The following is a 26,831-nucleotide window of genomic DNA, read 5'->3' on the forward strand; positions in this document are numbered from 1 at the left end:
GCCCCCACCCCCCCCCACCCACCCCCCCCCCCCCCCCCCCCCCCCCCCCCCCCCCGCCCCCCCCCCCCCCCCCCCCCCCCCCCCCCCCCCCCCCCCCCCCCGACGGGTCAGGCGGTCGGCAGCCAGTCCACCCGGCCCGCCAGCAGGCCGTATCCGACGAACGCCCCGATGTCGAGCAGCGAGTGCGCCACGACCAGCGGACCCACCCGGCCCCAGCGGCGGTACAGGTAGACGAAGACCACGCCCATCACCATGTTGCCGATGAACCCGCCGATGCCCTGATAGAGGTGGTACGAGCCGCGCAGTACCGAGCTGGCCATCAGCGAGCTGCCCGGCGACCAGCCGAGCTGATGGAGCCGGCGCAGCAGATAGCCGACGACGATGACCTCTTCCACGACGGCGTTCTGGATGGCCGACAGGATCAGCACGGGGTACTTCCACCACACGTCCGGCAGGGCCTCGGGCACCACCGTGAGGTTGAAGCCGAGGCCGCGGGCGGCGAGGTAGAAGGCGATGCCGGTGCTGCCGATCACGGCGGCGACCGCGGCACCCCGGCCCAGGTCGGGCCAGGGACGGGTGCGGTCGAAGCCGAGGGAGCGCAGGCCCGCGCCCTCGCGCAGCAGGAAGTGCGCGACCAGGGCGACCGGCACCAGCGCGGTGGTGATGCCGAACAGCTGCCAGGCGAGGTCCAGCCAGGGGCGGCCCGGCGCGGCCGAGGCGTTGAGCGTCGCGGCCTGGTCCTTGAGCCCGCCGGGCTTGGTCACCGAACCGACGAAACTGATCAGCGCGGCCACACCGCTCGCGCCCAGCGAGAGCGCCAGCACGAGCAGCGTCTCGTCCCGCAGGATCCGCCTGGACGGCCCCTCCCCCGGCAGGGACTCTCCCACCGCGCCCGCCTCCGCCTGCACACCAGCCTCCAGCCGCTCACCCGTGTTTCGCCCCATCATCACCTGTCGGGACGTACGACGGGCGTCAGGGGCGGGAGCGGGCGCCGCCGGGCGGGCGGCCCGGCGGCGCCGGGACGGACGGCTCAGCCGAGCGGCGCGGGCTCCGGCAGGCCCACCGGCCAGGTGTGCACCGGCTCGCCCAGGTGCATCAGCTCGCTGTAGCGGCGGGTCGTCGCGGCCAGCGCCTCGGGGCGGGACAGCCCGGCCTCCCGGGCCTTGTGGAAGGTGGCGGCCTGCCAGGACGCCCCGTTGACCCGCCGTCGGCAGCGCTCGTCGATCACGCCGAGGTAGAGGTCGCGGTCGGCGGGCTCCACGCCCCACGCGTCCAGGCCGGCCTCGGCCAGCGGCAGCAGTTCGTCGCGGACCAGGGTGACGGCGTCCACCTCGGCCAGGCCGCCGTAACGGCCGCGCCGGGGCCAGCGGAAGCGGGCGTCGATCCCGAGGCGGCAGGCGGTGTCGAAGTTGGCGGCGGCGGTCTCGAACGGCATCCGGGTCCACACCGGCCGTGACTCCTCGGCCAGCGCGCGGACCAGCCCGTAGTAGAAGGCTGCGTTGGCGACGACGTCCGTGACGGTGGGCCCGGCGGGCAGCACGCGGTTCTCCACGCGCAGATGCGGGACGCCGTCGGCTATCCCGTACACCGGGCGGTTCCAGCGGTACACGGTGCCGTTGTGCAGGACGAGTTCGGCGAGGCTGGGCACGCCGCCCGCGTCGAGCACCTCCAGCGGGTCCTCGTCGTCGCAGATCGGCAGCAGCGCCGGGAAGAACCGCAGGTTCTCCTCGAACAGCTCGTACGCCGAGCTCACCCAGCGCTCGCCGAACCAGGTGCGCGGCCGGACGCCCTGGGCCTGGAGCTCGGGCGGGCGGGTGTCGGTGGACTGGAGGAACAGCGGCGGCCGCGACTCGCGCCACAGCTCCCGGCCGAACAGGAAGGGCGAGTTGGCGCCGACGGCTATCTGCGCGGCGACGGCCACCTGGGCGGCGTTCCAGACGTCGGCGAACCGGGCGGGCGTGCACTGGAGGTGCAGCTGCACCGAGGTGCAGGCCGCCTCGGGCGTGATGGACGTCGCGGTGCAGGTCAGGCGTTCGACCCCGTCGATGTCGAGGGTGAAGCCCTCGCCCCGCGCGGCGACGATCTGGTCGTTGAGCAGGGTGTAGCGGTCGGCCGCAGAGAGGTTCGTGGAGACCAGGTCGTCGCGTTCCAGGGTGGGCAGAATGCCGATCATCACGATGCCGGCGTCGAGTTCGGCGGCTTTTCGATGGGCATATGCCAGACCGGTGCGGAGTTCCTCGGCGAGCCGGTCGAAAACCCGACCGCCCAGCCGGTGCGGGGCAATGTTGACCTCCAGGTTGAATGTGGCCAGTTCGGTCTGGAAATCACGGCTGGCGATCCGCTCGAGGACTTGCGCATTCAACATTCTCGGCATGCCGTCGGCCCCGGCAAGATTCAATTCGATCTCCAGCCCCATGAGGTTCTTGGGCCGATCGAACCGCTTCTCCTCCAGAAGTCGCTCCAGTCCCCTCAGGCACCGCCTGAGCTTGTCGCGGTAGCGCTGCCGATCGGACAGGTCGAACGCTCCTGCCACGACCTTCTCCCCCATCGAGGCGTCCCTCCTCCAGCGGGCGAGCCGGGTTGTCCGGTCGCCGGGCTCCCGGGTCGGAAGGGGATGATGCCCAGCGGGAGCGATCCGTAACGCCCCCGCGGCCGCTCCCGCCCCGCTAGTCTGGTCCGCACGGCGGCTAGGTGATCCGCGGCACATTCCACGGGCAAGCACCGGATGGTTTCCAGGGTCTTGCGACTCGTGAAAAACGCCGACAAGAATAGGCCGACCGCGGTAACCGCAGAGTCCGAGGTCACCCCCTCGCGCGCGAACCGGAACCGGGAGGACTCCCGCATATCCGGGACCGGATTTCCCCTTGCCGGACTTCCCGGCGAACGCTAGACGAAACATCGACCGAACACTCGTCGTATAAACTCCGCGCACAAGGCAGAGAAGGTCGGCGCCCGCGGTGGCACGGACTTGCCGTCGAGCCGTCATCCGGCGAAACCGCCCGCCCTTTCGTCACGTACCCCGGCCTCCGCCTCTCTGACCTCGTGAGCTGACAGCGCCGTCCGCCCGCCCTCGCGTCACCCTGCCTGTCGAGTCAGAGAGGCGACCCACCATGCCCTTGCATGTCCCCGAGGCTCCCTCGCCCGCACTTCGCTCCATCCTCACGGCCCTCGGTTCCCCCACCGCCGTCCGCGAGGCCACGACCCCGGCCCTGCGCGCCGTCCAGGGCCCCCTGACACCCGAACTGCCGCTGCCCGTGCACGTCCTGGACCGGATCACCGGCAAGGGCGCGCCCGTCACACGGCTCGCCGGGTGGCGCTTCCTGATCTTCGGCGGTGACCGCGCGCTGGCCGCCGCCGAGACCAGGCTGACCCCCGACGGCTGGGCCTTCGCGCACTTCTTCGAGGGGCCCTACATCGCGTCCACCGAGCGGGCGCTGCGCCAGGCCGAGGCGCTGCCGCAGGCGTACCAGCCGCGCCTGCTGTCGATCCCCGGCCTGTACATGCTGACGCTGTGGCTGCACGGCGACTGCCAGGCCGACGGATCGGCCGGCCGCCCCGGGGCCGCGGATCTGCTCGTCCCGCTGGCCCCCGCTCCACCCGGCATCGCGGCCCATCGCCCGCACCAGGTCACCGAGCTGCTCCCACTGCTCACCCGTGGCGTGGCCCCGGCCCCGCCGCCCCTTCTGGGCTCGCCCGCCTGACGAGGCCTCGACCGCCCCGCCGCACCCGTCCGTGCGGCGGGGCTCGGCCATGCCCGGGGCCGGGCTGCGGTGCGGTGCGGTGGAGGAACGCCCCGCCAGGAGCCGCACAAGAACATGGAGAACGCCCCGCCACGAGCCGCGCACGACCGGCGACGGACCGCAACTGCCCACTCATGCGAGCGCGTTTACGCTCGGAGGAGCTGGCCAGAAGCCCGCCACCCATCTTGACTAGGCATTTGAGGCCACCGAGAACCACCCGAAAGGACAGTGGGGTTGAGGTGAACCGCCCGCGCGGGTGACGCGTCATGAACAGGTGAGAAGCGGTGCTGCGAAATCCCTGCGGATCGACGCCCGTGGGGCAACACTTGGTTCCGGACCGACTTATCACAACGGGGGGCGGCCATGAACGACGTTTCACGCCGCGGGACAGACACCACAGCGATCACACCCACCACGCCAGAGCGAAAGATCCCATCCATGTGCCAGCACCAGCCACCGTGCCCTTCAGCCGACTCCGCCGACCGGGAGTCCGCCCGTCTTGTGACGGCTCACCCGGAGCAGGGCTGGAGCCTGCTGTGCAACGGCGTCGTCGTCTTCGAGGACACCGGTGAGCTCCTGCCGGACGGCCAGATCATCGCCCCGCACCGCCCGCTGGGCACCAGCCGGGTCGTGACGGCCGCCTGACACCGCCGGGCACCCGCCCGCGCGACGCACCACAGGGGCCGGACGCGGCACTCGCCGCGCACCGGCCCCGACGCATGTCCGCACCCCGTCACACCGCGTGGTGCGAGCGGGCACGGAACGCGGTCACGCCCCGGGGGGCCAGGTGGACGTCAGGGAGTCGCGGCGGCGGACCGCCCCGCGCCGACCAGCTCACGGAGTGCGACGTTGAGCTCCAGGACGTTCACGCGCGGCTCCCCGACGAAGCCGAGGGTGCGGCCTTCGATGTGGTCCGCGACCAGCCGGTCCACCCGGGCGACGGACAGCCCGTTCCGCTCGGCGACGCGGTGGACCTGGAGCCGTGCGTAGGCCGGGGAGATGTCCGGGTCCAAGCCCGAGCCGGAGGACGTCACCGCGTCGGCGGGCACATCGGACGGCTCGATCGTGTAACCGGGCACGGAGTTGTCCTTCACGACGGCGGCCTTGGCGTCCTTCACCCACTGGACCAGCTCGTCGTTGTCGCCCGACCGGTTGGTCGCGCCGGACAGGACGAGTGAGTACCGGGTGTTGACGCTGTTGGTGCCTAGGCCGTTCTGCGGCCGGCCCTGGAACCACTTCAGATCGGCGGCCGGGGTCTGCTCGCCCTTCTTCAGCGGCAGATTGTAGGCCTGCCCGATCAGCGAGGAGCCGACGACCCTGCCGTCCGCCCGCAGCTGCGAACCGTTCGCCTGGTCGCGGAACAGGGCCTGGCCGACGCCCAGGACGGCCAGGGGATAGACGACGCCGGTGACCAGGGTCAGCACCAGCAGCGCGCGCAGGGCCGCCATCAGGAACCGGCCTGTGTTCACGACGGAGTTGTTCATGAGGGTCCTTCACCCGATCCCGGGAATCAGCGAGATGATCATGTCGATGAGCTTGATGCCGACGAACGGCGCGACCAGACCGCCGAGTCCGTAGATCCCGAGGTTGCGCCGCAGCATCCGGTCCGCGCTCATCGGCCGGTACCGCACACCCCGCAGGGCCAGCGGCACCAGCGCGACGATGATCAGCGCGTTGAAGACGACGGCCGACAGGATCGCGGAGTCCGGCGAGGACAGCCGCATGATGTTCAGCGTGTCCAGGCCCGGGTACACGGCCGCGAACAGCGCCGGGATGATCGCGAAGTACTTCGCGACGTCGTTGGCGATGGAGAAGGTGGTCAACGCCCCTCGGGTGATGAGGAGTTGCTTGCCGATCTCGACGATCTCGATCAGCTTGGTGGGGTCGGAGTCGAGGTCGACCATGTTGCCGGCCTCCTTGGCGGCCGACGTCCCGGTGTTCATGGCCACGCCGACGTCCGCCTGCGCGAGGGCGGGGGCGTCGTTGGTGCCGTCGCCGGTCATCGCGACCAGCTTGCCGCCGGCCTGCTCCCGCTTGATGAGGGCCATCTTGTTTTCGGGGGTGGCCTCGGCGAGGAAGTCGTCGACACCCGCCTCCTCGGCGATCGCCTTCGCCGTCAGCGGGTTGTCACCCGTGATCATGATCGTCCTGATGCCCATGCGGCGCAGTTCCCCGAACCGCTCGCGCATGCCGTCCTTGACGACGTCCTTGAGGTGGACGACGCCCAGGACGCGCGCGCCCCGCTCGTCGTCCACGGCCACCAGCAGCGGTGTACCGCCCGCCGCGGCGATCCGGTCGGCGACCTGGCTCGCGTCCCCCGCGACGGCGCCGCCGCGCTCGCGCACCCAGGCGACGACCGCACCCGCCGCGCCCTTGCGGATCCTGCGGCCGCCGACATCGACGCCCGACATCCGGGTCTGCGCGGTGAAACCGATCCACTCGGCGTCCACCAGTTCACCCTCGTGCCGCTCGCGCAGGCCGTACCTCTCCTTCGCCAGGACGACGACCGACCGCCCCTCGGGTGTCTCGTCGGCCAGTGAGGAGAGCTGGGCGGCGTCGGCGACCTCCGCCTCGGTGGTGCCGCGCACCGGCAGGAACTCGGCGGCCCTGCGGTTGCCGAGGGTGATGGTGCCGGTCTTGTCGAGCAACAGGGTGGAGACGTCACCGGCGGCCTCCACGGCACGCCCCGACATGGCGAGCACATTGCGCTGGACCAGCCGGTCCATGCCCGCGATGCCGATCGCGGAGAGCAGCGCGCCGATCGTGGTCGGGATCAGGCAGACCAGCAGCGCGACCAGGACGACCATGGTCAGCCGCGTGCCCGCGTAGTCCGCGAAGGGCGGCAGCGTGGCACAGGCGAGCAGGAAGACGATCGTCAGCGAGGCGAGCAGGATGTTCAGCGCGATCTCGTTGGGCGTCCGCTGCCGGTCCGCGCCCTCGACCAGGCCGATCATGCGGTCGATGAAGGTCTCGCCCGGTCTGGTCGTGATCCGGACGACGATCCGGTCGGAGAGCACCTTGGTGCCGCCCGTGACGGCACTGCGGTCGCCGCCGGACTCGCGGATGACGGGCGCCGACTCGCCGGTGATCGCCGACTCGTCGACGGACGCCACGCCCTCGACGACGTCGCCGTCGCCGGGGATCACGTCACCGGCCTCGCAGACGACCAGGTCACCGATCCGCAGCTCGGTGCCCGGGACCACGGTCCCGTCGGCCCTGCGTGCCACCGAGTCGGTCCTGGCCCTGCGCAGGGTGGCGGCCTGCGCCTTGCCGCGGCCCTCGGCGACCGCCTCCGCGAGGTTCGCGAAGACCACGGTGAGCCAGAGCCAGGCGCTGATCGCCCAGCCGAACCAGTCTCCCGGGTCATTGAACGCGAAGGCGGTGGTCAGCAGCGAGCCGACCCACACCACGAACATCACGGGGGACTTGACCATCACCCGCGGATCGAGCTTGCGCAGGGCGTCCGGCAGCGACCGGCCCAGCTGCCCGGGGTCGAAGAGTCCGGCGCCGACGCGCCGCTCGGGTGCCGGGTGCCCGCCGGGCACGTCCTGGCGCGGCGCCAGGGTGGAAGTGGACATGGCGTCCTCATCGCTTTCGGTACGAGTGGTCATCACGCCAGCCCCTCGGCGAGCGGGCCCAGCGCGAGGGCGGGGAAGTAGGTGAGACCCGTGATGATCAGGACCGCCCCCACCAACAGACCGGTGAACAGCGGCTTCTCGGTGCGCAGGGTGCCCGCGGTGGCCGGCACGGGGGTCTGCCGGGCGAGCGAGCCGGCCAGCGCCAGGACGAGCACCATCGGCACGAAACGGCCGAACAGCATGGCCAGGCCCAGGGTGCTGTTGAACCACTGGGTGTCCGCGTTGAGCCCGGCGAAGGCCGAGCCGTTGTTGTTCGAGGCGGAGGTGTAGGCGTAGAGGATCTCGGAGAAGCCGTGCGCCCCGCTGTTGGTCATCGAGTGCGGCGGGGTCGGCAGGGCCATCGCCAGGGCGGTGAACACCAGCACCAGGGCCGGGGTGACCAGGATGTAGAGGGCCGCCAGCTTGATCTCGCGGGTGCCGATCTTCTTGCCGAGGTACTCGGGGGTGCGGCCGACCATCAGTCCGGCGATGAACACCGCGATGACCGCCATGACCAGCATCCCGTAGAGGCCGGAGCCGACTCCGCCGGGCGCGATCTCGCCCAGCATCATGCCGAGCATCGTGATACCTCCGCCGAGGCCGGTGAAGGAGGAGTGGAAGGAGTTCACCGCGCCGGTCGAGGTGAGCGTGGTCGCCACGGCGAAGATCGACGAGCCGCCGACGCCGAACCGGACCTCCTTGCCCTCCATCGCGCCTGCGGCCAGCTCGAACGCCGGTCCGTGGTGGGCGAATTCGGTCCACATCATCAGGGCGGTGAAGCCGAGCCAGATGGCGACCATCGTGGCGAGGATCGCGTAGCCCTGCTTCACCGAGCCGACCATGATCCCGAAGGTGCGGGTCAGGGAGAACGGGACGACGAGGATCAGGAAGATCTCCAGCAGATTGGAGAACGGGGTCGGATTCTCGAACGGGTGGGCGGAGTTGGCGTTGAAGTAGCCACCGCCGTTGGTGCCCAGTTCCTTGATGGCCTCCTGGGAGGCGACCGCGCCGCCGTTCCACTGCTGCGAGCCGCCCATGAACTGGCCGACCTCGTGGATGCCGGAGAAGTTCTGGAGCACACCGCACGCCACCAGGGCGACCGCGGCGAGGAACGCCAGCGGCACCAGGACACGTACTGTGCCGCGCACCAGGTCGGCCCAGAAGTTGCCGAGTTCACCGGTGCGGGACCTCGCGAAGCCGCGCACCAGCGCGATCGCCACGGCCATGCCCACCGCGGCCGACACGAAGTTCTGCACGGCCAGTCCGGCGGTCTGCACGACATGGCCCATGGCCTGTTCGCCGTAGTACGACTGCCAGTTGGTGTTGGTCACGAAGGAGACGGCCGTGTTGAAGGCCTGGTCCGGGTCGATCGAGTCGAAGCCGAGCGAGCCGGGCAGGACGCCCTGGAGCCGCTGGAGGGCGTAGAGGAGGACGACCCCGGTCACGGAGAAGGCCAGAACAGCGCGCAGATACGCGGGCCAGCGCATCTCGCGGTCGGGGTCGGCGCCTATCCCCTTGTAGATCCACTTCTCGACGTGCCAGTGCCGGTCGGACGAGTAGACCCTCGCCATATGGCTGCCGAGGGGGGCGTGGACGAGGGCGAGCGCGCCGATCAGGGCGACCAGCTGGAGCACGCCGGCGGTTACGGGACCCATGCGGCTCTCAGAACCTCTCCGGGAAGATCAGGGCGAGGACGAGATAGCCCAGCAGGGCGACGGCCACGACGAGGCCGACGACGTTCTCGGCGGTCACAGCCTGGTCACCCCCTTGGCGACGAGGACCACCAGCGCGAAGGCCGCGACGGTGATGACGACGAAGGCCAGATCGGCCATCGTGAACTCCTGGAGTGGGCTCGGTCGGACAGGAACGCTTCGAGCGAACCTCCTCCACGGCCGGAAACGACCGCCGTTGACGCCTCTCTTACGGCCCGCCGCCCGCCTTTGACGCCCCTCTTACGGCCTCTGCGCGCCGCCCTGTCACGTCGGCAGCCGTGCCGCCGTCGCGGAGCACGGTGACGCTCAGTCGCCGACCGCCGCGCACTCCCCCGTGCGTCCGGACCCGCACCCGGGCCCCTCACCCTCATCTGAGCAGCCAGTTTTAACGGAAGCTTGATGCCCAACCGCAGGCCCGTAGATCACTCTCCGCTTACGCTGGTCGCGCCGTCGCGTGATGGCGGGAACCGTACGCCCAGCCGTCCACGGACGCGCACACCAGGAGCACTCCGATGGCCACGACCGAGCACCGCCCGCCCAGCCGCCTGCGGGCCTGGATGCTGGAAGGGCTCTCGGACATGGGGAAGGGACGCGGGCAGGCCGAACGGCCGGCCGAGTCCAGGCTCGAGCATCCGGGTCAGCCCTGGTATCGCGTGATGTGCCTGACAGGTGTCGACTACTTCTCGACTCTCGGCTACCAGCCGGGCATCGCCGCGCTCGCGGCCGGTCTGCTGTCACCGATCGCGACCGTCGTGCTGGTCCTCGTCACCCTGGCCGGCGCCCTGCCGGTGTACCGCAGGGTGGCCGAGGAGAGCCCGCACGGCCAGGGCTCGATCGCCATGCTGGAACGGCTGCTGACGTTCTGGAAGGGCAAGCTGTTCGTCCTGACCCTGCTGGGCTTCGCGGCGACGGACTTCCTGATCACCATCACCCTGTCGGCCGCCGACGCCTCGACCCACCTGGTCGAGAACCCCCATCTCAACGACGCCCTGCACGACAAGCAGATGGTGATCACCCTGGTCCTGGTCGCCCTGCTGGGCGCGGTGTTCCTCAAGGGGTTCCTGGAGGCGATCGGCGTGGCGGTCGCCCTGGTCGGGGTGTACCTCGTACTCAACGCGGTCGTGGTGACGGTCGGTCTCTGGCACGTCGCCACCGAGGGCCATGTCGTCACCGACTGGTCCGACGCCCTGACCGCCGAGCACGGCAACGTCTTCGTGATGATCGGCATGGCCCTGATCGTCTTCCCCAAGCTCGCCCTCGGCCTGTCCGGCTTCGAGACCGGCGTCGCGGTCATGCCCCACATCAAGGGCGACCCGGCCGACACCGAGGAGAACCCCGCCGGCCGTATCCGTGGCGCCAAGAAGCTGCTCACCACCTCCGCGCTGATCATGAGCTGCTTCCTCATCACCAGCAGCTTCATCACCACGCTCCTGATCCCCGAGAAGGAGTTCGAGCCGGGAGGGCAGGCGAACGGCCGCGCGCTCGCCTATCTGGCGCACGAGTACCTGGGCAACGCCTTCGGCACGGTCTACGACGTCGCCACCATCGCCATCCTGTGGTTCGCCGGCGCCTCCGCCATGGCGGGCCTGCTCAATCTGATGCCGCGCTATCTCCCCCGCTACGGCATGGCCCCGCACTGGGCCCGCGCGGTGCGCCCGATGGTCCTGATCTTCACGCTCCAGGCCTTCCTGGTCACCTGGATCTTCGACGCCGACGTCGACGCCCAGGGCGGCGCCTACGCGACCGGCGTCCTGGTCCTGATCTGCTCCGCGGCCATCGCGGTGACCATCGCCGCCCGCAAGGCCGGCCAGCGCAACTGGACCATCGGGTTCGGCGTCATCTCCGTCGTCTTCCTCTACACGACGATCGTCAACATCATCGAGCGCCCCGACGGCGTGAAGATCAGCGCCGCCTTCATCGCGGAGATCATCCTCATCTCCATGCTGTCGCGGCTGATGCGCGCCTTCGAAGTGCGCGTGACGGACGTGACGCTCGACGACATGGCGCAGCGGTTCGTCCGGGACATCGCCACCCGCAAGATCCGGTTCATCGCCAACGAGCCCGACGCGCGGGACGTGGCCGAGTACCGCGACAAGATCGAGCAGATCCGGACCGACAACGACCTGAGCGAGCAGGACGACTTCGTCTTCCTGGAGGTCACGGTCGGCGATCCCTCCGAGTTCGAGTCCAGCCTGAGCGTCCGCGGCGAGGTCATGCACGGCCGCTACCGCGTGCTGACCATGGAGTCGTCCTCGATCCCCAACGCCCTGGCCGCGCTGCTGCTGCACGCCCGCGACATGACCGGCCGCACGCCCCACATCTACTTCGAGTGGACCGAGGGCGACCCCTTCGCCAACTTCCTGCGCTTCTTCCTGTTCGGCCAGGGCGAGGTCGCGCCGGTCACCCGCGAGGTGCTGCGCGAGGCGGAGCCGGACCCGGCACGCCGCCCGCGGGTGCACACGGGCTGACGGTTCGGGAGCGGACACGACGGCCCGACGGCTCCTGGGTGTCCCGACGTACCGATAGTTCGTGGGTGCCGCGACGCACCGACGGCCGGGCGCGTCCCGTGGAGCCGGAGTCGATCACCGGCGGGCGACCTCCTATCGTGACGGGCATGCAGTCCTACACCATCGGACAGGCCGCCCGGCTGCTCGGCGTGAGCCCCGACACCGCCCGCCGCTGGGCCGACGCCGGCCGCGTGGCCACCCATCGCGACGACAGCGGCCGTCGTGTCATCCAGGGCCGCGATCTCGCCGCGTTCTCCGTGGAGCTGGCCAAGGCGTCGCCCGCCGCCGAGGGCGACGAACCGCCGTACACCTCGGCCCGCAACGCCTTCCCCGGGATCGTCACCGCGATCAAGCTCGGCGACGTCGCCGCCCAGGTCGAGATCCAGGCGGGCCCGCACCGTCTGGTCTCCCTGCTGACCCGCGAGGCCGTGGAGGAACTCGGCCTGGAGGTGGGCATGGAGGCCACGGCCCGGGTGAAGTCGACAAACGTCCACATCGACCGCACCTGACCTCCGGCGGCCGCACGGCCTCCAGGTCGCTTCATCGACATGCGGTGCCGGCCCCGTACGCGGAGAGGCCCCACCCCCGAGGGGGCAGGGCCTCTCCGTGACCGATCTCAGGGCCTCGGGCCCCGGACCACCGGCCGTCAGTCCTCGTACGCGTCCAGCGGCGGGCAGGAGCACACCAGGTTCCGGTCACCGAACGCCTGGTCGATCCGGCGCACCGGCGGCCAGTACTTGTCGGCCACCGACACACCGGCCGGGAACACGGCCTCCTCGCGGGAGTACGCGTGCGCCCACTCCCCGCCCAGCGCGCCCGCGGTGTGCGGGGCGTTGTACAGCGGGTTGTCCTCGGCGGGCCACTCGCCCGCGCCGACCTTCTCGATCTCCGCGCGGATGGCGATCATCGCGTCGCAGAACCGGTCCAGCTCGATGATGTCCTCGGACTCGGTCGGCTCGATCATCAGCGTGCCGGCCACCGGGAAGGACATGGTCGGCGCGTGGAAGCCGTAGTCGATGAGCCGCTTGGCGACGTCGTCCACGCTCACGCCGGTCGCCTTGGTCAGCGGCCGCAGGTCGATGATGCACTCGTGCGCGACGAGCCCGCCGGGGCCGGTGTACAGCACCGGGAAGTGCGGCTCCAGGCGCTTGGCGATGTAGTTCGCGGAGAGCACGGCCACCTGCGTGGCACGCTTCAGGCCCTCGCCGCCCATGAGCCGGACGTACGCCCACGAGATCGGCAGGATGCCCGCGGAACCCCACGGGGCGGCCGAGATCGGCCCGACGCCCGTCTCCGGGCCGGCGGACGGCTGGAGCGGGTGGTTGGGCAGGTACGGCGCGAGGTGGGACCGGACGGCCACCGGACCGACACCCGGGCCACCGCCGCCGTGCGGGATGCAGAACGTCTTGTGCAGGTTGAGGTGCGAGACGTCGCCGCCGAAGTGACCCGGCTTGGCCAGGCCCACCAGGGCGTTGAGGTTGGCGCCGTCGACGTACACCTGGCCGCCGGCCTCGTGCACCTGGGCGCAGATGTCGGCGACGTGCTCCTCGAACACACCGTGCGTCGACGGGTAGGTGATCATCAGCACCGACAGCTGGTCGCGGTACTGCTCGATCTTCGCCCGCAGGTCCTCGACGTCGATCTCGCCGTCCTCGGCGGTCTTCACGACGACGACCTTCATGCCCGCCATCACCGCGCTGGCGGCGTTGGTGCCGTGCGCGGAGGACGGGATCAGGCAGATGGTCCGCTGCTCGTCGCCGTTGGCGCGGTGGTACCCGCGGACGGCGAGCAGACCGGCCAGCTCACCCTGCGAGCCCGCGTTGGGCTGGAGGCTGACCTTGTCGTAGCCGGTGACCTCGGCGAGGCGGTCCTCCAGCTCGTGGATGAGCGTGAGGTAGCCCTCGGCCTGCTCCTCGGGCGCGAAGGGGTGCAGCTGACCGAACTCGGGCCAGGTGACCGGCTCCATCTCGGTGGTCGCGTTGAGCTTCATGGTGCAGGAGCCCAGCGGGATCATGCCGCGGTCCAGCGCGTAGTCGCGGTCGGACAGCTTGCGCAGGTAGCGCAGCATCGCCGTCTCGGAGCGGTGCTGGTGGAAGACGGGGTGGGCGAGGTAGTCGTCGGTGCGCAGCAGCACGGCCGGCAGCGCGTCCTCGGTGGCCGCGTCCAGCGCCGCAACGTCGCCCTCGACGCCGAAGGCCGCCCAGACCGCGGCGAGCTGCTCGCGGGTGGTGGTCTCGTCGCAGGAGAGCGACACCTGGTCGGCGTCGACGAGGTGCAGGTTGACACCGTTCGCCCGCGCGGCGGCGGCGACCTCGGCGGCACGGCCGGGCACGCGCGCGGTGACCGTGTCGAAGAACGCGCCGTGCACCAGCTCGACACCGCCGCCGGCCAGGCCCGCGGCGAGGATCGTGGCGTAGCGCTGGGTGCGCCGTGCGATGCCCTTCAGCCCCTCGGGGCCGTGGTAGACGGCGTACATGCCGGCCATCACGGCGAGGAGCACCTGGGCGGTGCAGATGTTGCTGGTGGCCTTCTCACGGCGGATGTGCTGCTCACGCGTCTGCAGGGCCAGCCGGTACGCCTTGTTCCCGTCCGCGTCCACGGACACGCCGACGAGGCGGCCGGGCAGGCTGCGCGCGAACTTCTCGTGCACGGCCATGTAGCCGGCGTGCGGTCCGCCGAAGCCCATCGGCACACCGAAGCGCTGGGTCGTGCCGATCGCGATGTCCGCGCCCAGCTCGCCCGGCGACTTCAGCAGCGTCAGCGCGAGCAGGTCGGCGGCTACGGTCACCAGCGCGCCGAGCTCATGGGCCTGGTCGATGACCGGCTTGATGTCCCGCACGGCACCGGAGGCGCCCGGGTACTGGACCAGCACACCGTTGATCTCGCGCCCGGCGATCTCGGCCGGGATGCCCTCGCTCAGGTCGGCGACGACGACCTCGACACCGGTCGGCTCGGCGCGGGTCTCGATCACGGCGATCGTCTGCGGCAGCACGTCCGCGTCGATCAGGAAGAGGCCCTTCTTGTTCTTGCCCATGCGCCGGGACAGCGCCATGGCCTCGGCGGCCGCGGTGCCCTCGTCCAGCAGGGAGGCGCCGGAGGTGGGCAGGCCGGTCAGCTCGGCGACCATGGTCTGGAAGTTCAGCAGCGCCTCGAGGCGGCCCTGCGAGATCTCGGGCTGGTACGGGGTGTATGCCGTGTACCAGGCCGGGTTCTCCATGACGTTGCGCAGGATCACCGGCGGCGTGAAGGTGCCGTAGTAGCCCAGACCGATCATGGAACCGAGGACCTGGTTGCGGTCGGCCAGCGAGCGCAGCTCGGCGAGCACCTCGGCCTCGGTCCGCGCGCCCGGCAGGTCCAGGGCATCGGCGTTCTTGATCACATCGGGTACCGCGGCGGCGGTGAGCTCGTCGAGGGAGCCGTAACCGACGTGCGCGAGCATCTTGGCCCGCGCCTCCTGGTCGGGCCCGATGTGGCGCTGCTCGAAGGGAATGCCCTGTTCGAGCTCGGAGAGCGGCGTGCGCTGGGCGGTCATTGCGGAGGCCTCCTGGTCTGACGCGACCTTCGAGGGGTACCACGGCGCTGGTACCCCGACGGCCTCCCCCTCTGTCATCTCAACCTGAGAGCTTCACCGGACGCCTCGATGGCACCCGGCTTTCACCGTCGGTGAGAGCGGACCGTGAACACCCGCCCTGCTTTCCAGAGTGACCTCGTCCGTGCGGTACGTGGGCCTGAGAGATTCCGGGGAGGATTTGCTCCTTCGGCGCCTCCGACAACTACCGGAGGACTCTCCCGCACGGGGTCAGCAGCCTCTGCAAGCCTACCAGCGCGGTTCCCGAGCGGGCCTTCGAGTGGCCGGGGTCACCAATGTGCTCTTTCGTAGTGCTTACGGATGAGTGCCGACCAAGTGGAGGGCTCGTGCAGACCGACATCGATCCGCGCAACCTGATCGGCCGCAAGGCGTTCGACCGCAACGGCACGAAGATCGGCACGATCGACGAGGTGTACCTCGACGACGCGACCGGTGTGCCGGAATGGGCGGCCATACGCACCGGCCTCTTCTCCAGGGACGCCTTCGTCCCCCTGGAGCCCAGCGAACTGATCGAGGGCACACTCCACGTCCCCTTCGAGCGAGCCCTGATCAAGGACGCACCCGACTTCGGAGTGGGCCGCCATCTCTCCCCCGAACAGGAACTCCAGCTCTACCACCACTACGGCCTGGACGTGGCCCCACCTCCCCCGCTCCCCGACCGCGACTTCGGAAACATCGCAGGCAAGGAAGACCCCGCCTAACCCACCCCTCCCCCACCAAGAGGACCCGGGGCCCGCAACCATGCCTTCCTAAGGGGCGCGGGAAACTGCACAACCAACCACCCACGACCCGCAGCCGAAGTCCGAGTAGCCCCACCCATCCCCCACCACCCCTAAGAGGCGCGGGGAACTGCGCAACCAGCCACCCGACCCGCAGCCGAAACCGCCCCACACCCCCACCACAAGGCAGCACCACCACCCCCTAAGGGGCGCGGGGAACTGCGCAACAGCCACAACCGGCCCGCAGCCGAACCCCTCCACGCCAGGGCGCACACCCGTCGACCACTACGCCCAGGCACCCCGCCCGGCAGGGCCCCGCACCAGCGGCAACGGCTCCGCCACAGAAAGAGCAGGGTCCTCGACCCTGAACGTCCGCACCCGCCCCACCTCCGACGTCGGCGTCTCGAACCGCACCGTGACCCGCCCCAGACCACTGCCCTGCACCCACCCGTGCCCGTGCTCGGCGTGGTGGACGTCGCGCCCCGGGGCCCACCGCCGCTCCTGAGGCTCCTCGGCCTCCTTCGGCCGTTCCTCGCCCGACTCCTCCTCGGCCGCCTGCTCAGCCTCCTCCGCGGCCTGCGCGAACAGGTCCTCCTGGGTGAAGTCGGCCAGGCCGCTCACCCCGACCCCGAGCAGCCGCACCCCACCCGTGGTGTCGACGGCCTCCAGCAGCCGCAGCGCGGCCTCCCGCACCACCACCGGGTCGTCGGTGGGCCCCCGCAACGTCTCGGACCGGGTCAGGGTCGAGAAGTCGTACCGCCGCACCTTGAGCTGGATCGTCCGCCCGGACAGCCCGGCCCCCCGCAGCCGCCGTACGCAGCGGTCGGCCAGCCGCTGCACCTCCAGCCCGACCCGCACCCGGTCGTGGATGTCCACGTCGTAGGTGTCCTCGACGGACACCGACTTGGTCTCCCGCTCGGCCACCACGGACCGCTCGTCGCGCGCGAGCGCCATCGCGTACAGCGCGTGCCCGTGCGCCTTGCCGACCAGCCGCACCAGCTCGTCCTCACCGGCCTCGGCGAGCTCCCCGACCGTGTGGATGCCCGCCCGTCTCAGGTGGTCGCCCGTCGCGGGCCCCACCCCGGGCAGCGTCCGCACGGACATCGGCCCGAGCAGCGCCCGCTCGGTGCCCGGCTCGATCAGCACCAGCCCGTCCGGTTTGGCCTGCTCGGAGGCGATCTTCGCCAGCATCTTGGAGGCCGCAAGCCCGACCGAGCCCGTGAGCCCGGTGACGGCCCGTATGTCCGCGCGCAGCTTGGCCCCGCTCAGCCGTGCCGAACCGGCGTCCCAGGCCGCCTCACCGGCCTCCAGGTCCACGAACGCCTCGTCCAGGCTCAGCGGCTCCACCAGCGGCGACAAGGCCCGCAGCAGCGTCATCACCTGCTCGCTGACCGCCCGGTACAGCGCGAACCTCGGCACCAGATACGCGGCGTTGGGCGCCAGCCGCCGCGCCTGAGCCATCGGCATCGCCGAGTGCACCCCGAACACCCGGGCCTCGTACGAGCAGGTCGCCACCACCCCGCGCGGCCCGAGCCCGCCCACGATCACGGCCTTCCCGCGCAGACTCGGCTTGGACGCCTGCTCCACCGAGGCGAAGAAGGCATCCATGTCGAGATGCAGGATCGTGGGCGCGGTTCTCACATCTCCGATGCTGCACCACACCACTGACAATGCCCCGGCGCAGGGCGGAGAGTCTCACCTGGGGCGCTGCCGGAACTCGACGTTCCAGCCGCGGGCTACACCGCCTTGTTGCGCCGCCGGGCCAGTTCGTCCGCCGGGTTGTGCCCGACGAGCGTCTCCCCGGTGTCGATGCGCTCCCCGTGAAGCTGGGACAGCGCGCTCTCGACGTCCCGCCAGACCACGCCGACGGCGATCCCGAAAACGCCCTGACCGCCCTGCAGCAGGGCGTGCACCTCGTCGGGCGAGGTGCACTCGTAGACGGTGGCGCCGTCGCTCATCAGCGTCATGCGCTCCAGATCGCGGAACCCGCGCTCACGCAGATGCTGGACGGCGCTGCGGATGTTCTGGAGCGAGACCCCGGTGTCCAGGAACCGCTTGACGATCTTCAGGACGACGACGTCCCGGAAGCTGTAGAGCCGCTGTGTCCCCGACCCGTATGCGGGCCGCACGCTGGGCTCGACCAGTCCGGTGCGCGCCCAGTAGTCCAGTTGGCGGTAGGTGATGCCGGCGGCCGCACAGGCCGTCGGACCCCGGTAGCCGACCTCCTCGGCCGCCCCCTGCGCCGCCCCGCCGTCGGGCACGGCCGTGGGCCGTTGAGCGGTATGACCGGACGCGCTGCCGTGATCGGGACATCCGCGGCTGGAGTGCAGCCGAGAGCCCTGGGGAGGGTACGGGCCGCTCTCCCCCAGACCGCGTCCGGGGGCACCCCCAGCCGTACCGTCGCCGCTGCTTCTCACGCCGACCTCCGTCCTTGACCTGCCCTCTCGACGGTAGGCAGTCACCAAGGGTGCGTCAACGATCGCCACACTCGGCACGCCGAGTGATAATCACCCTAGGAGTGGTTTCCCGTGCCCCACCGCGGGGAAAGGCTAGCCGAATGCACTCGCGGGAGGCCGCAGGACGCTCTCAATCGCCGCTGGCATGTGCCGAGGCGGCGGTGTCCCCGGACGGCCCGTCGAGCACTGCAGACATCCTCCGGGCGCCGGTCCGACCGCGCCTCACTGGCTGCTGGTGCCGAAGTCCTCGGGCGAGATCTGGTCGAGAAACTCGCGGAACTTCTCGACCTCGTCCTCCTGCTCGTCCGGGATCGCGATCCCCGCGTCGTCCAGCACCCCGTCACTGCCATAGATCGGCGTTCCGGTGCGCAGGGCCAGCGCTATGGCGTCGGACGGCCTGGCGCTCACCTCGACCCCGCTGGCGAAGACCAGCTCGGCGTAGAAGACGCCCTCACGCAGGTCCGTGATGCGCACCTCGGTGAGCTCCTGGCCGACGGCCTCCAGCACGTCCTTGAACAGGTCGTGAGTGAGCGGCCGTGCGGGGGCCATGCCCTGCTGCGCGAAGGCGATGGCCGTCGCCTCCCCCGGCCCGATCCAGATGGGGAGGTAGCGGTCGCCTCCCACTTCGCGCAGGAGCACGATCGGTTGGTTGGAGGGCATTTCGACCCGGACACCTACGACATCGAGCTCGTTCACACAGCAACCCTAGGCCGTGCCCGGGACGTTTGGGTAGTCGGGCCCGGCACAGGAGGCTGTTCCCGCGGGGCGTGGGACGCCGCGAAGGCGACCGATCCGGTCACCCACCAGCCCGGGAGCCGCCCGATGATCCACTCCGCGGCCGACCCGGGGAAACGCCCTTCCGAGCCGGCGCCGTCCGGGCCTCGGACCTCATGCCCGGTCCGTCGACACCCGGGCCACCGGCCCACGCCGGGTTCGTCACCGCTCTAACCGCGAGGCCGTTCCCGCCCCGGTCACCGAGCGGCACCATGGCCGCACGCCCGACCCCGTCGGGACCCCGTCTCCGGTCCCGGCGGGCGGCCATGCCTCAGGGCAGGCGCACCCCGAGCGCCGTCTGCACCAGCGCCGAATGCAGCTTCACCGTGAGCCCGGCCAGCTCCTTCGTACGGGCCTCCGCATGGGCCCTGGTCTGCGGATTGCGGTGACGCCTGAGCGGAGCCACCACCTGGTCCACCAGCCCGGCCTCACGGTCGGCGGTCGCCTTCATCACCCGCAGGTGCCGCGGCTCGATCCCGAACCGCCCCAGCTCGGCCACCAGGGTCGCCACGGTCACCGTCTCGGCGTCGTACACGCCCTCCGGCAGCGGTGAGATCAGCCCGTAGGACTCCCATTCCACCAGCTCGGACTCCTCGATCCCGGCCGCGGCGAGCAGCTCCGCCCGCCCGATCCGGGCCGCCGTGGGCCCCTCCGCTGCCTCCGGCAGGGCCTCGCCGTCGCGCTGACGGCCGACGGCCGGAAGCCGCACGTCCTCGCCGCGCGCCACGGCTTCGAGATACTCGCGAATCACCTTGAGCGGCAGATAGTGGTCCCGCTGCATCCGCAGCACATGACCGAGACGCTCGACGTCACTCACGCTGAACTTGCGGTACCCCGAAGGGGTGCGCTGCGGTTCGATGAGCCCCTCCGCCTCCAGGAAACGAATCTTGGAGATGGTGACTTCGGGGAACTCGTCGCGCAGCGCGTTCAGCACCGTGCCGATGCTCATCAGTCCACTGTCCGCCGCGGCGGTGCCACTCCCGGCACCGCCGCTCGGTGTTTGAAGCATGGACCTTCCCTGGGGGTCCCCCGGACCTGGGTCCGGGGCGGGTCAGATGCCCTGGCGGCTCGCGTAGAAGACGAGCCGGTACTTACCGATCTGCACCTCGTCGCCGTTGTGCAGGCCTACCTGGTCGATCCGCTCGCGGTTGACGTACGTGCCGTTCAGGCTGCCCACGTCGGCGACGGTGAACGAGCCGTCGGGGCTGCGCCGGAACTCCACGTGGCGGCGCGAGACCGTCACGTCGTCCAGGAAGATGTCGCTCTGCGGGTGCCGGCCGGCCGTGGTCAGCTCGCCGTCCAGCAGGAAGCGGCTGCCCGAGTTCGGACCGCGGCGCACGACCAGCAGCGCCGAACCCAGCGGCAGCGCGTCGACCGCGGCCTGCGCCTCGGGCGACAGCGCCGGCACCTGCGTCTGGCCGGTCACCTCGGCGTCGTAGGCCTCGAGCCCGCTGATGGAGATCGTGGACGTCGTCTCGGACGGACGCTCCGGGGCCGCGCCTGCCCGCAGCGGAGCACCGCAGTTGGAGCAGAAGCGGCTGTTCTCCGGGTTGCGGTTACCGCACCTCTGGCACACCAGGGCCGACATGGACGGATCCTCCTGCCGCGGCTGCCCCGCCGGGGCGTTGGACGCGTACGGGTCGGCGGCATATCCTCCACCCGCACCTGGGGTCGACGGTTGGCCGAAACCTATGCCGCCCACCTGGGCAGGGTCAACCGACGGCGCGCCCGGACCGCCGGAAATGTCGCCGCCCGGACCAGCGACCTGGTCACGGAACAGCGGCCGCTGGCCTTCGGCGTCGGGCTGGGCGCGATGACGAGCGGTGGCGCTGTTGTCGCCGCCGTCTCGCGCGCTCTTGCCGAACAACTTCGCAAACAACTTCACGGGCGATTCCCCTTGACCGAAATAGACCCGCCCGTGGGGCAGGACGAACCCTGACTGCACACTCTGGCCGAGTCGGACATCATGACAACGTCCGTAACCACCAGACAGTTTCCACCACGCACCACCCATTCGGTGCGGCGACCCCCCGCAACCTCTTGCCCTCGACGGACGCCCCCCATGCACCCCCGGTTCACTGGGAGGACGACCGAGCGTAGTCAGGCTGCTTCGCGGGCCGCAAGGCGTCCACGATGATCTTGTCCGAACGCTCAACCGTAACGGTGGCCTGCTCCTTCTCCAGCGTCTGCACCACGCCTCCTGGGATGTTGAGTGCCGGTTCGAGGTCCTGAGGCTTGCCGATGACCTGGAAACGATAGGGCGCGTTGATCTTGTTCCCGTCGACGCTCACAGAGTTGCCGGAATCCGTGAGGTACGTCCCGGCCACCACCCGCACGCCGTTCACCTGGATCGCCTCGGCACCGGCCGCGCGCAGCTCCTGGACGGCGTCGAGCAGCATGTCGGCCTCGACGGTGCCCTTCGTGTCGTCGATCGTCATCGTGATACCGGGCCCCTGGGCGGCCACCGTGCCCGCCAGGATGCCGAGTTGCCTCTCCTTCTCGATCGTCTGCCTGCGGGCCTCCTCCGCCTGGTCGGAGCTGTTCTCCAGCTCGTCCCGCTGCTTCTCGAGACCCTGCTTCTCGTCCTCAAGACGCTGAGTACGGTCATCCAGTTCATCGAGGATGCGCACAAGATCTTCCTGGCGCGCTCCGCGCAGGGCGGTGTCGTCGTCGCTGTTGGACGCGACCTGCACGGCGAGACCGAAGCCCAGACCGAACAACAGCAGGGCGACGATGAGTTGGGCCCGGCTGACACGCGGCGGCCACAGCCCCTTCACCAGCCGCTGGCGACCCGTGAGCACGGGCTCCGCCGGCTCCTCCGCGGGCTCGACGGGAGGCGCCACGGGCACCTCTTCGGGCAGTTCCTTGCGCAGCCGGTTCTCGGCCGTCTCGTCCTGGTCGCTCATCGGCCTCACGCCCGGAAGACGTGACGGCGGATCGCGGCCGCGTTGGAGAAGATCCGGATGCCGAGCACGACCACCACACCCGTGGACAGCTGCGCGCCCACGCCCAGCTTGTCCCCGAGGAACACGATCAGGGCGGCGACCACGACGTTCGACAGGAACGACACCACGAAGACCTTGTCGTCGAAGATCCCGTCGAGCATGGCCCGCAGACCGCCGAACACGGCGTCCAGCGCCGCCACGACGGCGATCGGCAGATAAGGCTCGACCACCGCCGGAACCTCAGGCCGGACCAACAGGCCGGCCACGACTCCCACGACGAGGCCCAGTACGGCGATCACGATGTGCCCTTCTCAGCTTGCGGCTGTGCTGTCTCGGTTATCGGCTGTGCGGTACGGACGATCACGCTGGGCGCGGCGGGCAACCGCAGCTCGTCCTCCGACGAGATGGCGGTACGGATCCCGTAGCTCTCCTGGAGGACATGCAGATACACACCGTCCGCGCTGTCCTGGAAGGCGGTCTTGAGCCCCTTGCCGTCCCCCACCGCGAGCACCGTGTACGGCGGCACCAGCGGCCTGTTGTCGACCAGTATCGCGTCGCCCGCGGCCCTGATCGCGGACAGCGCCGTCAGCCGCTGCCCGTTGATGGAGACGGCCTCGGCGCCCGATTCCCACAGCCCGTTCACCACGCGCTGGAGATCACGGTCGCGCACCCGGCCCGTGTCGGAGAAGCTGGACGTCCCTCGCGGATTGGCGTCCCCGCCGTCGGAGGTCCCCTTGGCGTCGTCGACGACCAGCTTCACGCCGGGCCCGTGGACCTCCACGGCACCCGACAGGACGCCCACCAGATCCGCCTGGCCGCTGCCGCCGCTGTCCTTGAGTGCCTCGCGCTGCCGCGCGCCCACGTCGTCCCGCAGCTCGTCCACGGACTTCTCGAGCTCGTCCGCGGCGTCGGTCTCGCGCCCGATGCGGTCGATCAGCTCCTCGCGCTCCTTGGCCACCACAGGGGCCGCGACCCGCGCCTGTGCGGCGCCCACGGTCACCACGAGGGCCGCGAGCACCAGACCGGCGGCCAGGCCCAGCTTCGCCCGGAGTGTCCTGGGCAGTCCCCCCTCGCCGGCGGCGGCCTTGCGGGCCGTAGCCTCCGCGTAGCCGTCGTCCAGGCTGTGATCCATCACGTTGGTGAGCAGCGACATGGACGCGTCCGGACGCGGGGCGCGCGTCGGACTGCTCCGAACGGGGGGCTGCGACATGCCGCACATCGTCGCACGTCGTGGCCGGTACCTCCGAATGGCCCCACGGACGTGCCGGACAGGCGCCCAGAGGGCACCTGTCCGGCACGCGCGCGTGGCGCCTTCTCACCGTCCGGCGAACACCGCCGGACGCCCCGCGGACCGCGCTGTCACCGCCCGGCGCTGTCCACCACGGCCGACCACTCGTCGAGCAGGGCCTGCGCCGACGCGTCGTCCGGCCCCTCCGCCCACAGATGGGTGACGGCCTCGGCCGGGTCGGGCAGGACCATGACCCAGCGCCCGTCCGTCTCCACGACCCGTACACCGTCCGTGGTGTCCACGAAGCGGTCTCCGGCCTCCTCGACGACCCTCCGCATCACGAGACCCTTGACCGCCCACGGGGTCGCCAGATCGCGCTTGAGGACGTGCGCACGCGGAATCCGGGCGTCGATCTGGCTCAGGGTGAGCTGCGTCCGCGCCACCAGCCCGATCAGCCGCACGAAGGCCGCCGTACCGTCGAAGACGCTGCTGAACTCGGGGACGATGAAGCCGCCCTTGCCGTCACCGCCGAAGATGGTCGACTCGTCATGGCCGACGCGCGTGAGGTCGTCCGGCGATGTCGTCGTCCACTCGACCTGCGTCCCGTGGTACGCCGCCACCTGCTCGGCGATACGCGTGGTCGTCACCGGCAGCGCCACCCGCCCGCTGCGCCGCTCAGCTGCCACCAGGTCGAGCATCACCAGCAGAGCCCGGTCGTCCTCGACGATGCGCCCTTTCTCGTCCACGAGCGACAGCCGCTCGCCGACCGGGTCGAACCGCACGCCGAACGCCGCCCGAGCGGACGCCACGATCTCGCCGAGACGCACCAGGCCGGACCGCCGTGTCTCGGCCGACTCGGTCGGCCGGGACTCGTCGAGACCCGGATTGATCGTCAGCGAGTCCACCCCGAGCTTGCCCAGCAGACTCGGCAGCACCAGTCCGGCGCTGCCGTTCGACGCGTCGACGACGACCTTCAGCCCCGACTCGGCGATCCCGGTCGTGTCGACGTTCCTCAGCAGCGAGCCGGTGTACGAGTCGAAGACACTCGCCGGGAAGTACAGGTCCCCGATCTCGCCCGGGAACGCCCGCCGGTACTCCTGACGCGCGAACACCCGGTCCAGCTTGCGCTGACTGCCCTGCGAGAGATCCGCGCCCTGACTGTCGAAGAACATGATGTCCACCGAGTCCGGCACCCCGGGCGACGTCCGGATCATGATCCCGCCGGCGCTCCCCCGGGCCGTCTGCTGCCGCGCCACGGGCAGCGGTACGTTCTCCAGGTCGCGTACGTCGATGGCGCTCGCCTGCAACGCGGAGATGACGGCCCGCTTCAGCGCACGCGCGCCACGCGAGTGGTCACGGGCGGTCGTGACGGTCGAGCCCTTCTTCAGCGTGGTCGCGTAGGCACCGGCCAGCCGCACGGCCAGCTCGGGTGTGATCTCCACGTTCAGAATCCCGGAGACACCGCGGGCGCCGAAGAGATGCGCCTGGCCTCTGGACTCCCAGATGACCGAGGTGTTGACGAATGCGCCGGCCTCGATCGTCTTGAAGGGATAGACCCGGACGTTGCCCTGAACGATCGATTCTTCACCGATCAGGCACTCGTCTCCGATGACCGCGCCGTCCTCGATCCGGGCCGCCCGCATGATGTCGGTGTTCTTCCCGACGACACAGCCGCGGAGATTGCTGTGCTGCCCGACGTACACGTTGTCGTGCACCACGGCCTTGTGCAGGAACGCGCCGCTCTTGACGACCACGTTGGACCCGACGACGGTGTGCTCGCGAATCTCCGCGCCGGCCTCGACCTTGGCGTAGTCGCCGATGTACAGCGGCCCGCGCAGAACGGCGTCGGGGTGCACCTCGGCGCCCTCGGCCACCCAGACGCCCGGTGAGATCTCGAAACCGTCGATCTCCACGTCGACCTTGCGTTCGAGCACGTCGGCCTGTGCCTTGACGTAGCTCTCGTGCGTGCCGACGTCCTCCCAATAGCCCTCGGCCACGAATCCGTAGACCGGCTTGCCCTCCTTCATCAGCTGAGGGAAGACATCGCCGGACCAGTCGACGGGCACATCGGCCTCGACATAATTGAATACCTCGGGCTCCATCACGTAGATGCCCGTGTTCACCGTGTCGGAGAAGACCTGTCCCCAGGTCGGCTTCTCGAGGAAGCGCTCGACCTTTCCCTCTTCGTCGACGATGGTGATGCCGAATTCCAGCGGATTGGGCACACGCGTCAGACAGACGGTGACGAGTGCACCCTTCTCCTTGTGGAAATTGATGAGCTCGGTCAGGTCGAAATCGGTGAGCGCGTCACCGGAGATGACCAGGAAAGCGTCGTCCTTCAACGCCTCTTCGGCGTTCTTGACGCTACCGGCGGTACCGAGTGGCTTCTCCTCGTTGGCATAGGTGAGCTCCATGCCGAGTTCTTCACCGTCACCGAAGTAGTTCTTGACCAGCGAGGCCAGGAACTGGACGGTGACCACGGTCTCATTGAGCCCATGCCTTTTGAGCAGCCTCAGAACATGCTCCATGATCGGCCGATTGGCCACCGGCAGGAGCGGCTTGGGCATGCTTGAGGTCATGGGGCGCAGGCGTGTGCCTTCGCCTCCGGCCATCACGACGGCCTTCATGTCGGAAGCGTCCTCCTCGAAGAGACGACGGTCTAGCCGACTTCACCCGCTACGAATTGTCCCGCACTTTTACGTTGCGGGCGATCGCGCCGTTGCGGCCGGGTCCATCCGCGAGTTCAATCGGCGATGGCGTCCGCACGGACCAGACGGCGGACTTGCACCACGTACAGGACTCCTGCCCACCAGTAGAGCGTTGTACCCCATCCTGCGAACGCCCATCCGAAAACGGCGCCGAGTGACGAGATCCATCCGCTTCCGTCGCTGAGCAGGAGCAGTGGGAACGCGTACATCAAGTTGAATGTAGCCGCCTTCCCGAGGAAGTTCACCTGGGGCGGCGGATACCCGTGGCGTCGGAGGATGCCCACCATGACCAACAGGACCAGCTCACGAGCGAGTAGTACCGCGGTCAACCACAGGGGCAGAATCTCGCGCCAGGTGAGTCCGACCAGGGTGGACAGAATGTAGAGCCGGTCGGCCGCGGGGTCCAGGAGCCGGCCGAGGCTGCTGATCTGGTTCCACCGCCGCGCCAGCTTCCCGTCCAGATAGTCGGTGATCCCGCTGAGCATGAGGACGAGAAGCGCCCATCCGTCACTCTTCGGGCCCCCGAACTCGGGCCTCAGGATCAGCCACAGGAAGAGCGGCACTCCGAGCAGTCGCGCCATGCTGAGGATGTTCGGGATGGTGAACACCCTGTCCGTCTGGACGCGGGTCTCCTGGACCTCCAACCGGGGGCCTCCTGCGGTAAACGTGCCGATGATGCCCCCTGACCTTACCTCAACGCAAAAAAGCTCCGGCCCCTGGGCTATTCACCCAGGGGCCGGAGCTATAAGAATTGTTCGGCGGCGTCCTACTCTCCCACAGGGTCCCCCCTGCAGTACCATCGGCGCTGTAAGGCTTAGCTTCCGGGTTCGGAATGT

At 70.1% G+C, this 26,831-nt stretch carries 22 protein-coding genes, 1 rRNA gene and 1 riboswitch; of the genes, 5 read left to right on the forward strand and 18 right to left on the reverse strand.

Annotated elements, in window-relative coordinates:
- Positions 1 to 107 precede the first annotated feature (107 nt).
- Together ACZ6SQ_RS34980 and ACZ6SQ_RS34985 are read right to left on the reverse strand one after the other, a co-directional pair.
- Positions 108 to 908, reverse strand: a complete 801-nt coding sequence (locus ACZ6SQ_RS34980) for a CPBP family intramembrane glutamic endopeptidase (protein ID WP_469569454.1) — start codon at positions 906 to 908, stop codon at positions 108 to 110.
- Positions 909 to 1,030: 122 nt separating this feature from the next.
- A complete protein-coding gene (locus ACZ6SQ_RS34985) occupies positions 1,031 to 2,548 on the reverse strand; it encodes a glutamate-cysteine ligase family protein (protein ID WP_469569414.1) in 1,518 nt (505 codons plus the stop codon).
- Positions 2,549 to 3,110: 562 nt separating this feature from the next.
- On the opposite strand from ACZ6SQ_RS34985, the gene ACZ6SQ_RS34990 reads away from it, so the two are divergent.
- Positions 3,111 to 3,701, forward strand: coding sequence for a hypothetical protein (locus ACZ6SQ_RS34990; protein WP_469569416.1), 591 nt, complete (start codon positions 3,111 to 3,113; stop codon positions 3,699 to 3,701).
- A gap of 477 nt (positions 3,702 to 4,178) precedes the next feature.
- A complete protein-coding gene (locus ACZ6SQ_RS34995) occupies positions 4,179 to 4,385 on the forward strand; it encodes a DUF5999 family protein (protein ID WP_386383582.1) in 207 nt (68 codons plus the stop codon).
- Positions 4,386 to 4,534: 149 nt separating this feature from the next.
- Here the strand turns inward: ACZ6SQ_RS34995 and ACZ6SQ_RS35000 are convergent, their stop codons facing one another.
- Genes ACZ6SQ_RS35000 through kdpF form a run of 4 tightly spaced genes read right to left on the reverse strand, consistent with a single transcriptional unit; the run spans position 4,535 to position 9,109 of the window.
- Positions 4,535 to 5,224 carry a potassium-transporting ATPase subunit C gene (locus tag ACZ6SQ_RS35000; RefSeq protein WP_469569418.1) on the reverse strand — a complete coding sequence of 230 codons (690 nt, stop codon included), beginning with the start codon at positions 5,222 to 5,224 and terminating at the stop codon, positions 4,535 to 4,537.
- A 9-nt stretch (positions 5,225 to 5,233) separates the two neighbouring features.
- A complete protein-coding gene (gene kdpB / locus ACZ6SQ_RS35005; protein ID WP_469569421.1) occupies positions 5,234 to 7,351 on the reverse strand; it encodes a potassium-transporting ATPase subunit KdpB in 2,118 nt (705 codons plus the stop codon).
- Complete coding sequence (gene kdpA, locus ACZ6SQ_RS35010) at positions 7,351 to 9,012, reverse strand: potassium-transporting ATPase subunit KdpA (protein WP_469569423.1); 1,662 nt, start codon at positions 9,010 to 9,012, stop codon at positions 7,351 to 7,353. Before kdpA ends, kdpB begins: the two co-directional genes overlap by 1 nt.
- 7 nt (positions 9,013 to 9,019) lie before the next feature.
- Entirely contained in the window at positions 9,020 to 9,109 is a 90-nt protein-coding gene (gene kdpF, locus ACZ6SQ_RS35015; RefSeq protein ID WP_009326374.1) for a K(+)-transporting ATPase subunit F, read from the reverse strand.
- Positions 9,110 to 9,581: 472 nt separating this feature from the next.
- On the opposite strand from kdpF, the gene ACZ6SQ_RS35020 reads away from it, so the two are divergent.
- Both ACZ6SQ_RS35020 and ACZ6SQ_RS35025 read left to right on the forward strand, forming a co-directional pair.
- Positions 9,582 to 11,537 (forward strand): APC family permease, encoded by a 1,956-nt coding sequence (locus ACZ6SQ_RS35020; RefSeq protein WP_469569428.1) that lies wholly within the window; start codon positions 9,582 to 9,584, stop codon positions 11,535 to 11,537.
- 146 nt (positions 11,538 to 11,683) lie between these two features.
- On the forward strand, positions 11,684 to 12,085 hold the full coding sequence (locus ACZ6SQ_RS35025; RefSeq protein ID WP_469569430.1) for a TOBE domain-containing protein: 402 nt from the start codon (positions 11,684 to 11,686) through the stop codon (positions 12,083 to 12,085).
- 137 nt (positions 12,086 to 12,222) lie between these two features.
- Here ACZ6SQ_RS35025 and gcvP read toward each other — a convergent pair whose 3' ends face one another.
- Positions 12,223 to 15,108 (reverse strand): aminomethyl-transferring glycine dehydrogenase, encoded by a 2,886-nt coding sequence (gene gcvP / locus ACZ6SQ_RS35030; RefSeq protein WP_469569433.1) that lies wholly within the window; start codon positions 15,106 to 15,108, stop codon positions 12,223 to 12,225.
- 174 nt (positions 15,109 to 15,282) lie between these two features.
- A riboswitch (glycine riboswitch) is annotated at positions 15,283 to 15,378 on the reverse strand.
- 113 nt (positions 15,379 to 15,491) lie between these two features.
- Between gcvP and ACZ6SQ_RS35035 the strand changes: the two genes are divergently transcribed.
- A complete protein-coding gene (locus ACZ6SQ_RS35035; protein WP_386383569.1) occupies positions 15,492 to 15,866 on the forward strand; it encodes a PRC-barrel domain-containing protein in 375 nt (124 codons plus the stop codon).
- Positions 15,867 to 16,169: 303 nt separating this feature from the next.
- Here the strand turns inward: ACZ6SQ_RS35035 and ACZ6SQ_RS35040 are convergent, their stop codons facing one another.
- From ACZ6SQ_RS35040 to rrf, 11 genes are all read right to left on the reverse strand, one after another.
- Entirely contained in the window at positions 16,170 to 17,525 is a 1,356-nt protein-coding gene (locus ACZ6SQ_RS35040) for a DNA polymerase IV (protein WP_469569437.1), read from the reverse strand.
- 95 nt (positions 17,526 to 17,620) lie between these two features.
- Complete coding sequence (locus tag ACZ6SQ_RS35045) at positions 17,621 to 18,301, reverse strand: MerR family transcriptional regulator (RefSeq protein ID WP_469569439.1); 681 nt, start codon at positions 18,299 to 18,301, stop codon at positions 17,621 to 17,623.
- A gap of 261 nt (positions 18,302 to 18,562) precedes the next feature.
- Positions 18,563 to 19,036 (reverse strand): bifunctional nuclease family protein, encoded by a 474-nt coding sequence (locus tag ACZ6SQ_RS35050; protein WP_004002801.1) that lies wholly within the window; start codon positions 19,034 to 19,036, stop codon positions 18,563 to 18,565.
- Positions 19,037 to 19,385: 349 nt separating this feature from the next.
- Positions 19,386 to 20,123: a transcriptional regulator FtsR gene (ftsR, locus tag ACZ6SQ_RS35055; RefSeq protein ID WP_469569441.1), complete on the reverse strand. Its 738-nt coding sequence runs from the start codon at positions 20,121 to 20,123 to the stop codon at positions 19,386 to 19,388.
- A gap of 42 nt (positions 20,124 to 20,165) precedes the next feature.
- Positions 20,166 to 21,128 carry an FHA domain-containing protein gene (locus ACZ6SQ_RS35060; protein WP_469569443.1) on the reverse strand — a complete coding sequence of 321 codons (963 nt, stop codon included), beginning with the start codon at positions 21,126 to 21,128 and terminating at the stop codon, positions 20,166 to 20,168.
- 61 nt (positions 21,129 to 21,189) lie between these two features.
- Positions 21,190 to 22,020 carry a DUF881 domain-containing protein gene (locus tag ACZ6SQ_RS35065; RefSeq protein ID WP_469569445.1) on the reverse strand — a complete coding sequence of 277 codons (831 nt, stop codon included), beginning with the start codon at positions 22,018 to 22,020 and terminating at the stop codon, positions 21,190 to 21,192.
- 5 nt (positions 22,021 to 22,025) lie between these two features.
- The gene (locus tag ACZ6SQ_RS35070; protein WP_003988855.1) at positions 22,026 to 22,358 is read right to left on the reverse strand and encodes a small basic family protein; all 333 of its coding nucleotides are present in this window, start codon (positions 22,356 to 22,358) and stop codon (positions 22,026 to 22,028) included.
- Positions 22,355 to 23,278 carry a DUF881 domain-containing protein gene (locus ACZ6SQ_RS35075; RefSeq protein WP_469569448.1) on the reverse strand — a complete coding sequence of 308 codons (924 nt, stop codon included), beginning with the start codon at positions 23,276 to 23,278 and terminating at the stop codon, positions 22,355 to 22,357. Before ACZ6SQ_RS35075 ends, ACZ6SQ_RS35070 begins: the two co-directional genes overlap by 4 nt.
- A gap of 140 nt (positions 23,279 to 23,418) precedes the next feature.
- Positions 23,419 to 25,914 (reverse strand): sugar phosphate nucleotidyltransferase, encoded by a 2,496-nt coding sequence (locus tag ACZ6SQ_RS35080; RefSeq protein ID WP_389321989.1) that lies wholly within the window; start codon positions 25,912 to 25,914, stop codon positions 23,419 to 23,421.
- A 116-nt stretch (positions 25,915 to 26,030) separates the two neighbouring features.
- Complete coding sequence (locus ACZ6SQ_RS35085) at positions 26,031 to 26,639, reverse strand: CDP-alcohol phosphatidyltransferase family protein (RefSeq protein ID WP_469569450.1); 609 nt, start codon at positions 26,637 to 26,639, stop codon at positions 26,031 to 26,033.
- Between the two features lie 109 nt (positions 26,640 to 26,748).
- Positions 26,749 to 26,831, reverse strand: a 5S ribosomal RNA gene (gene rrf, locus ACZ6SQ_RS35090); the annotation flags it as partial.

The organism is Streptomyces sp. NPDC048600 (assembly GCF_055587025.1).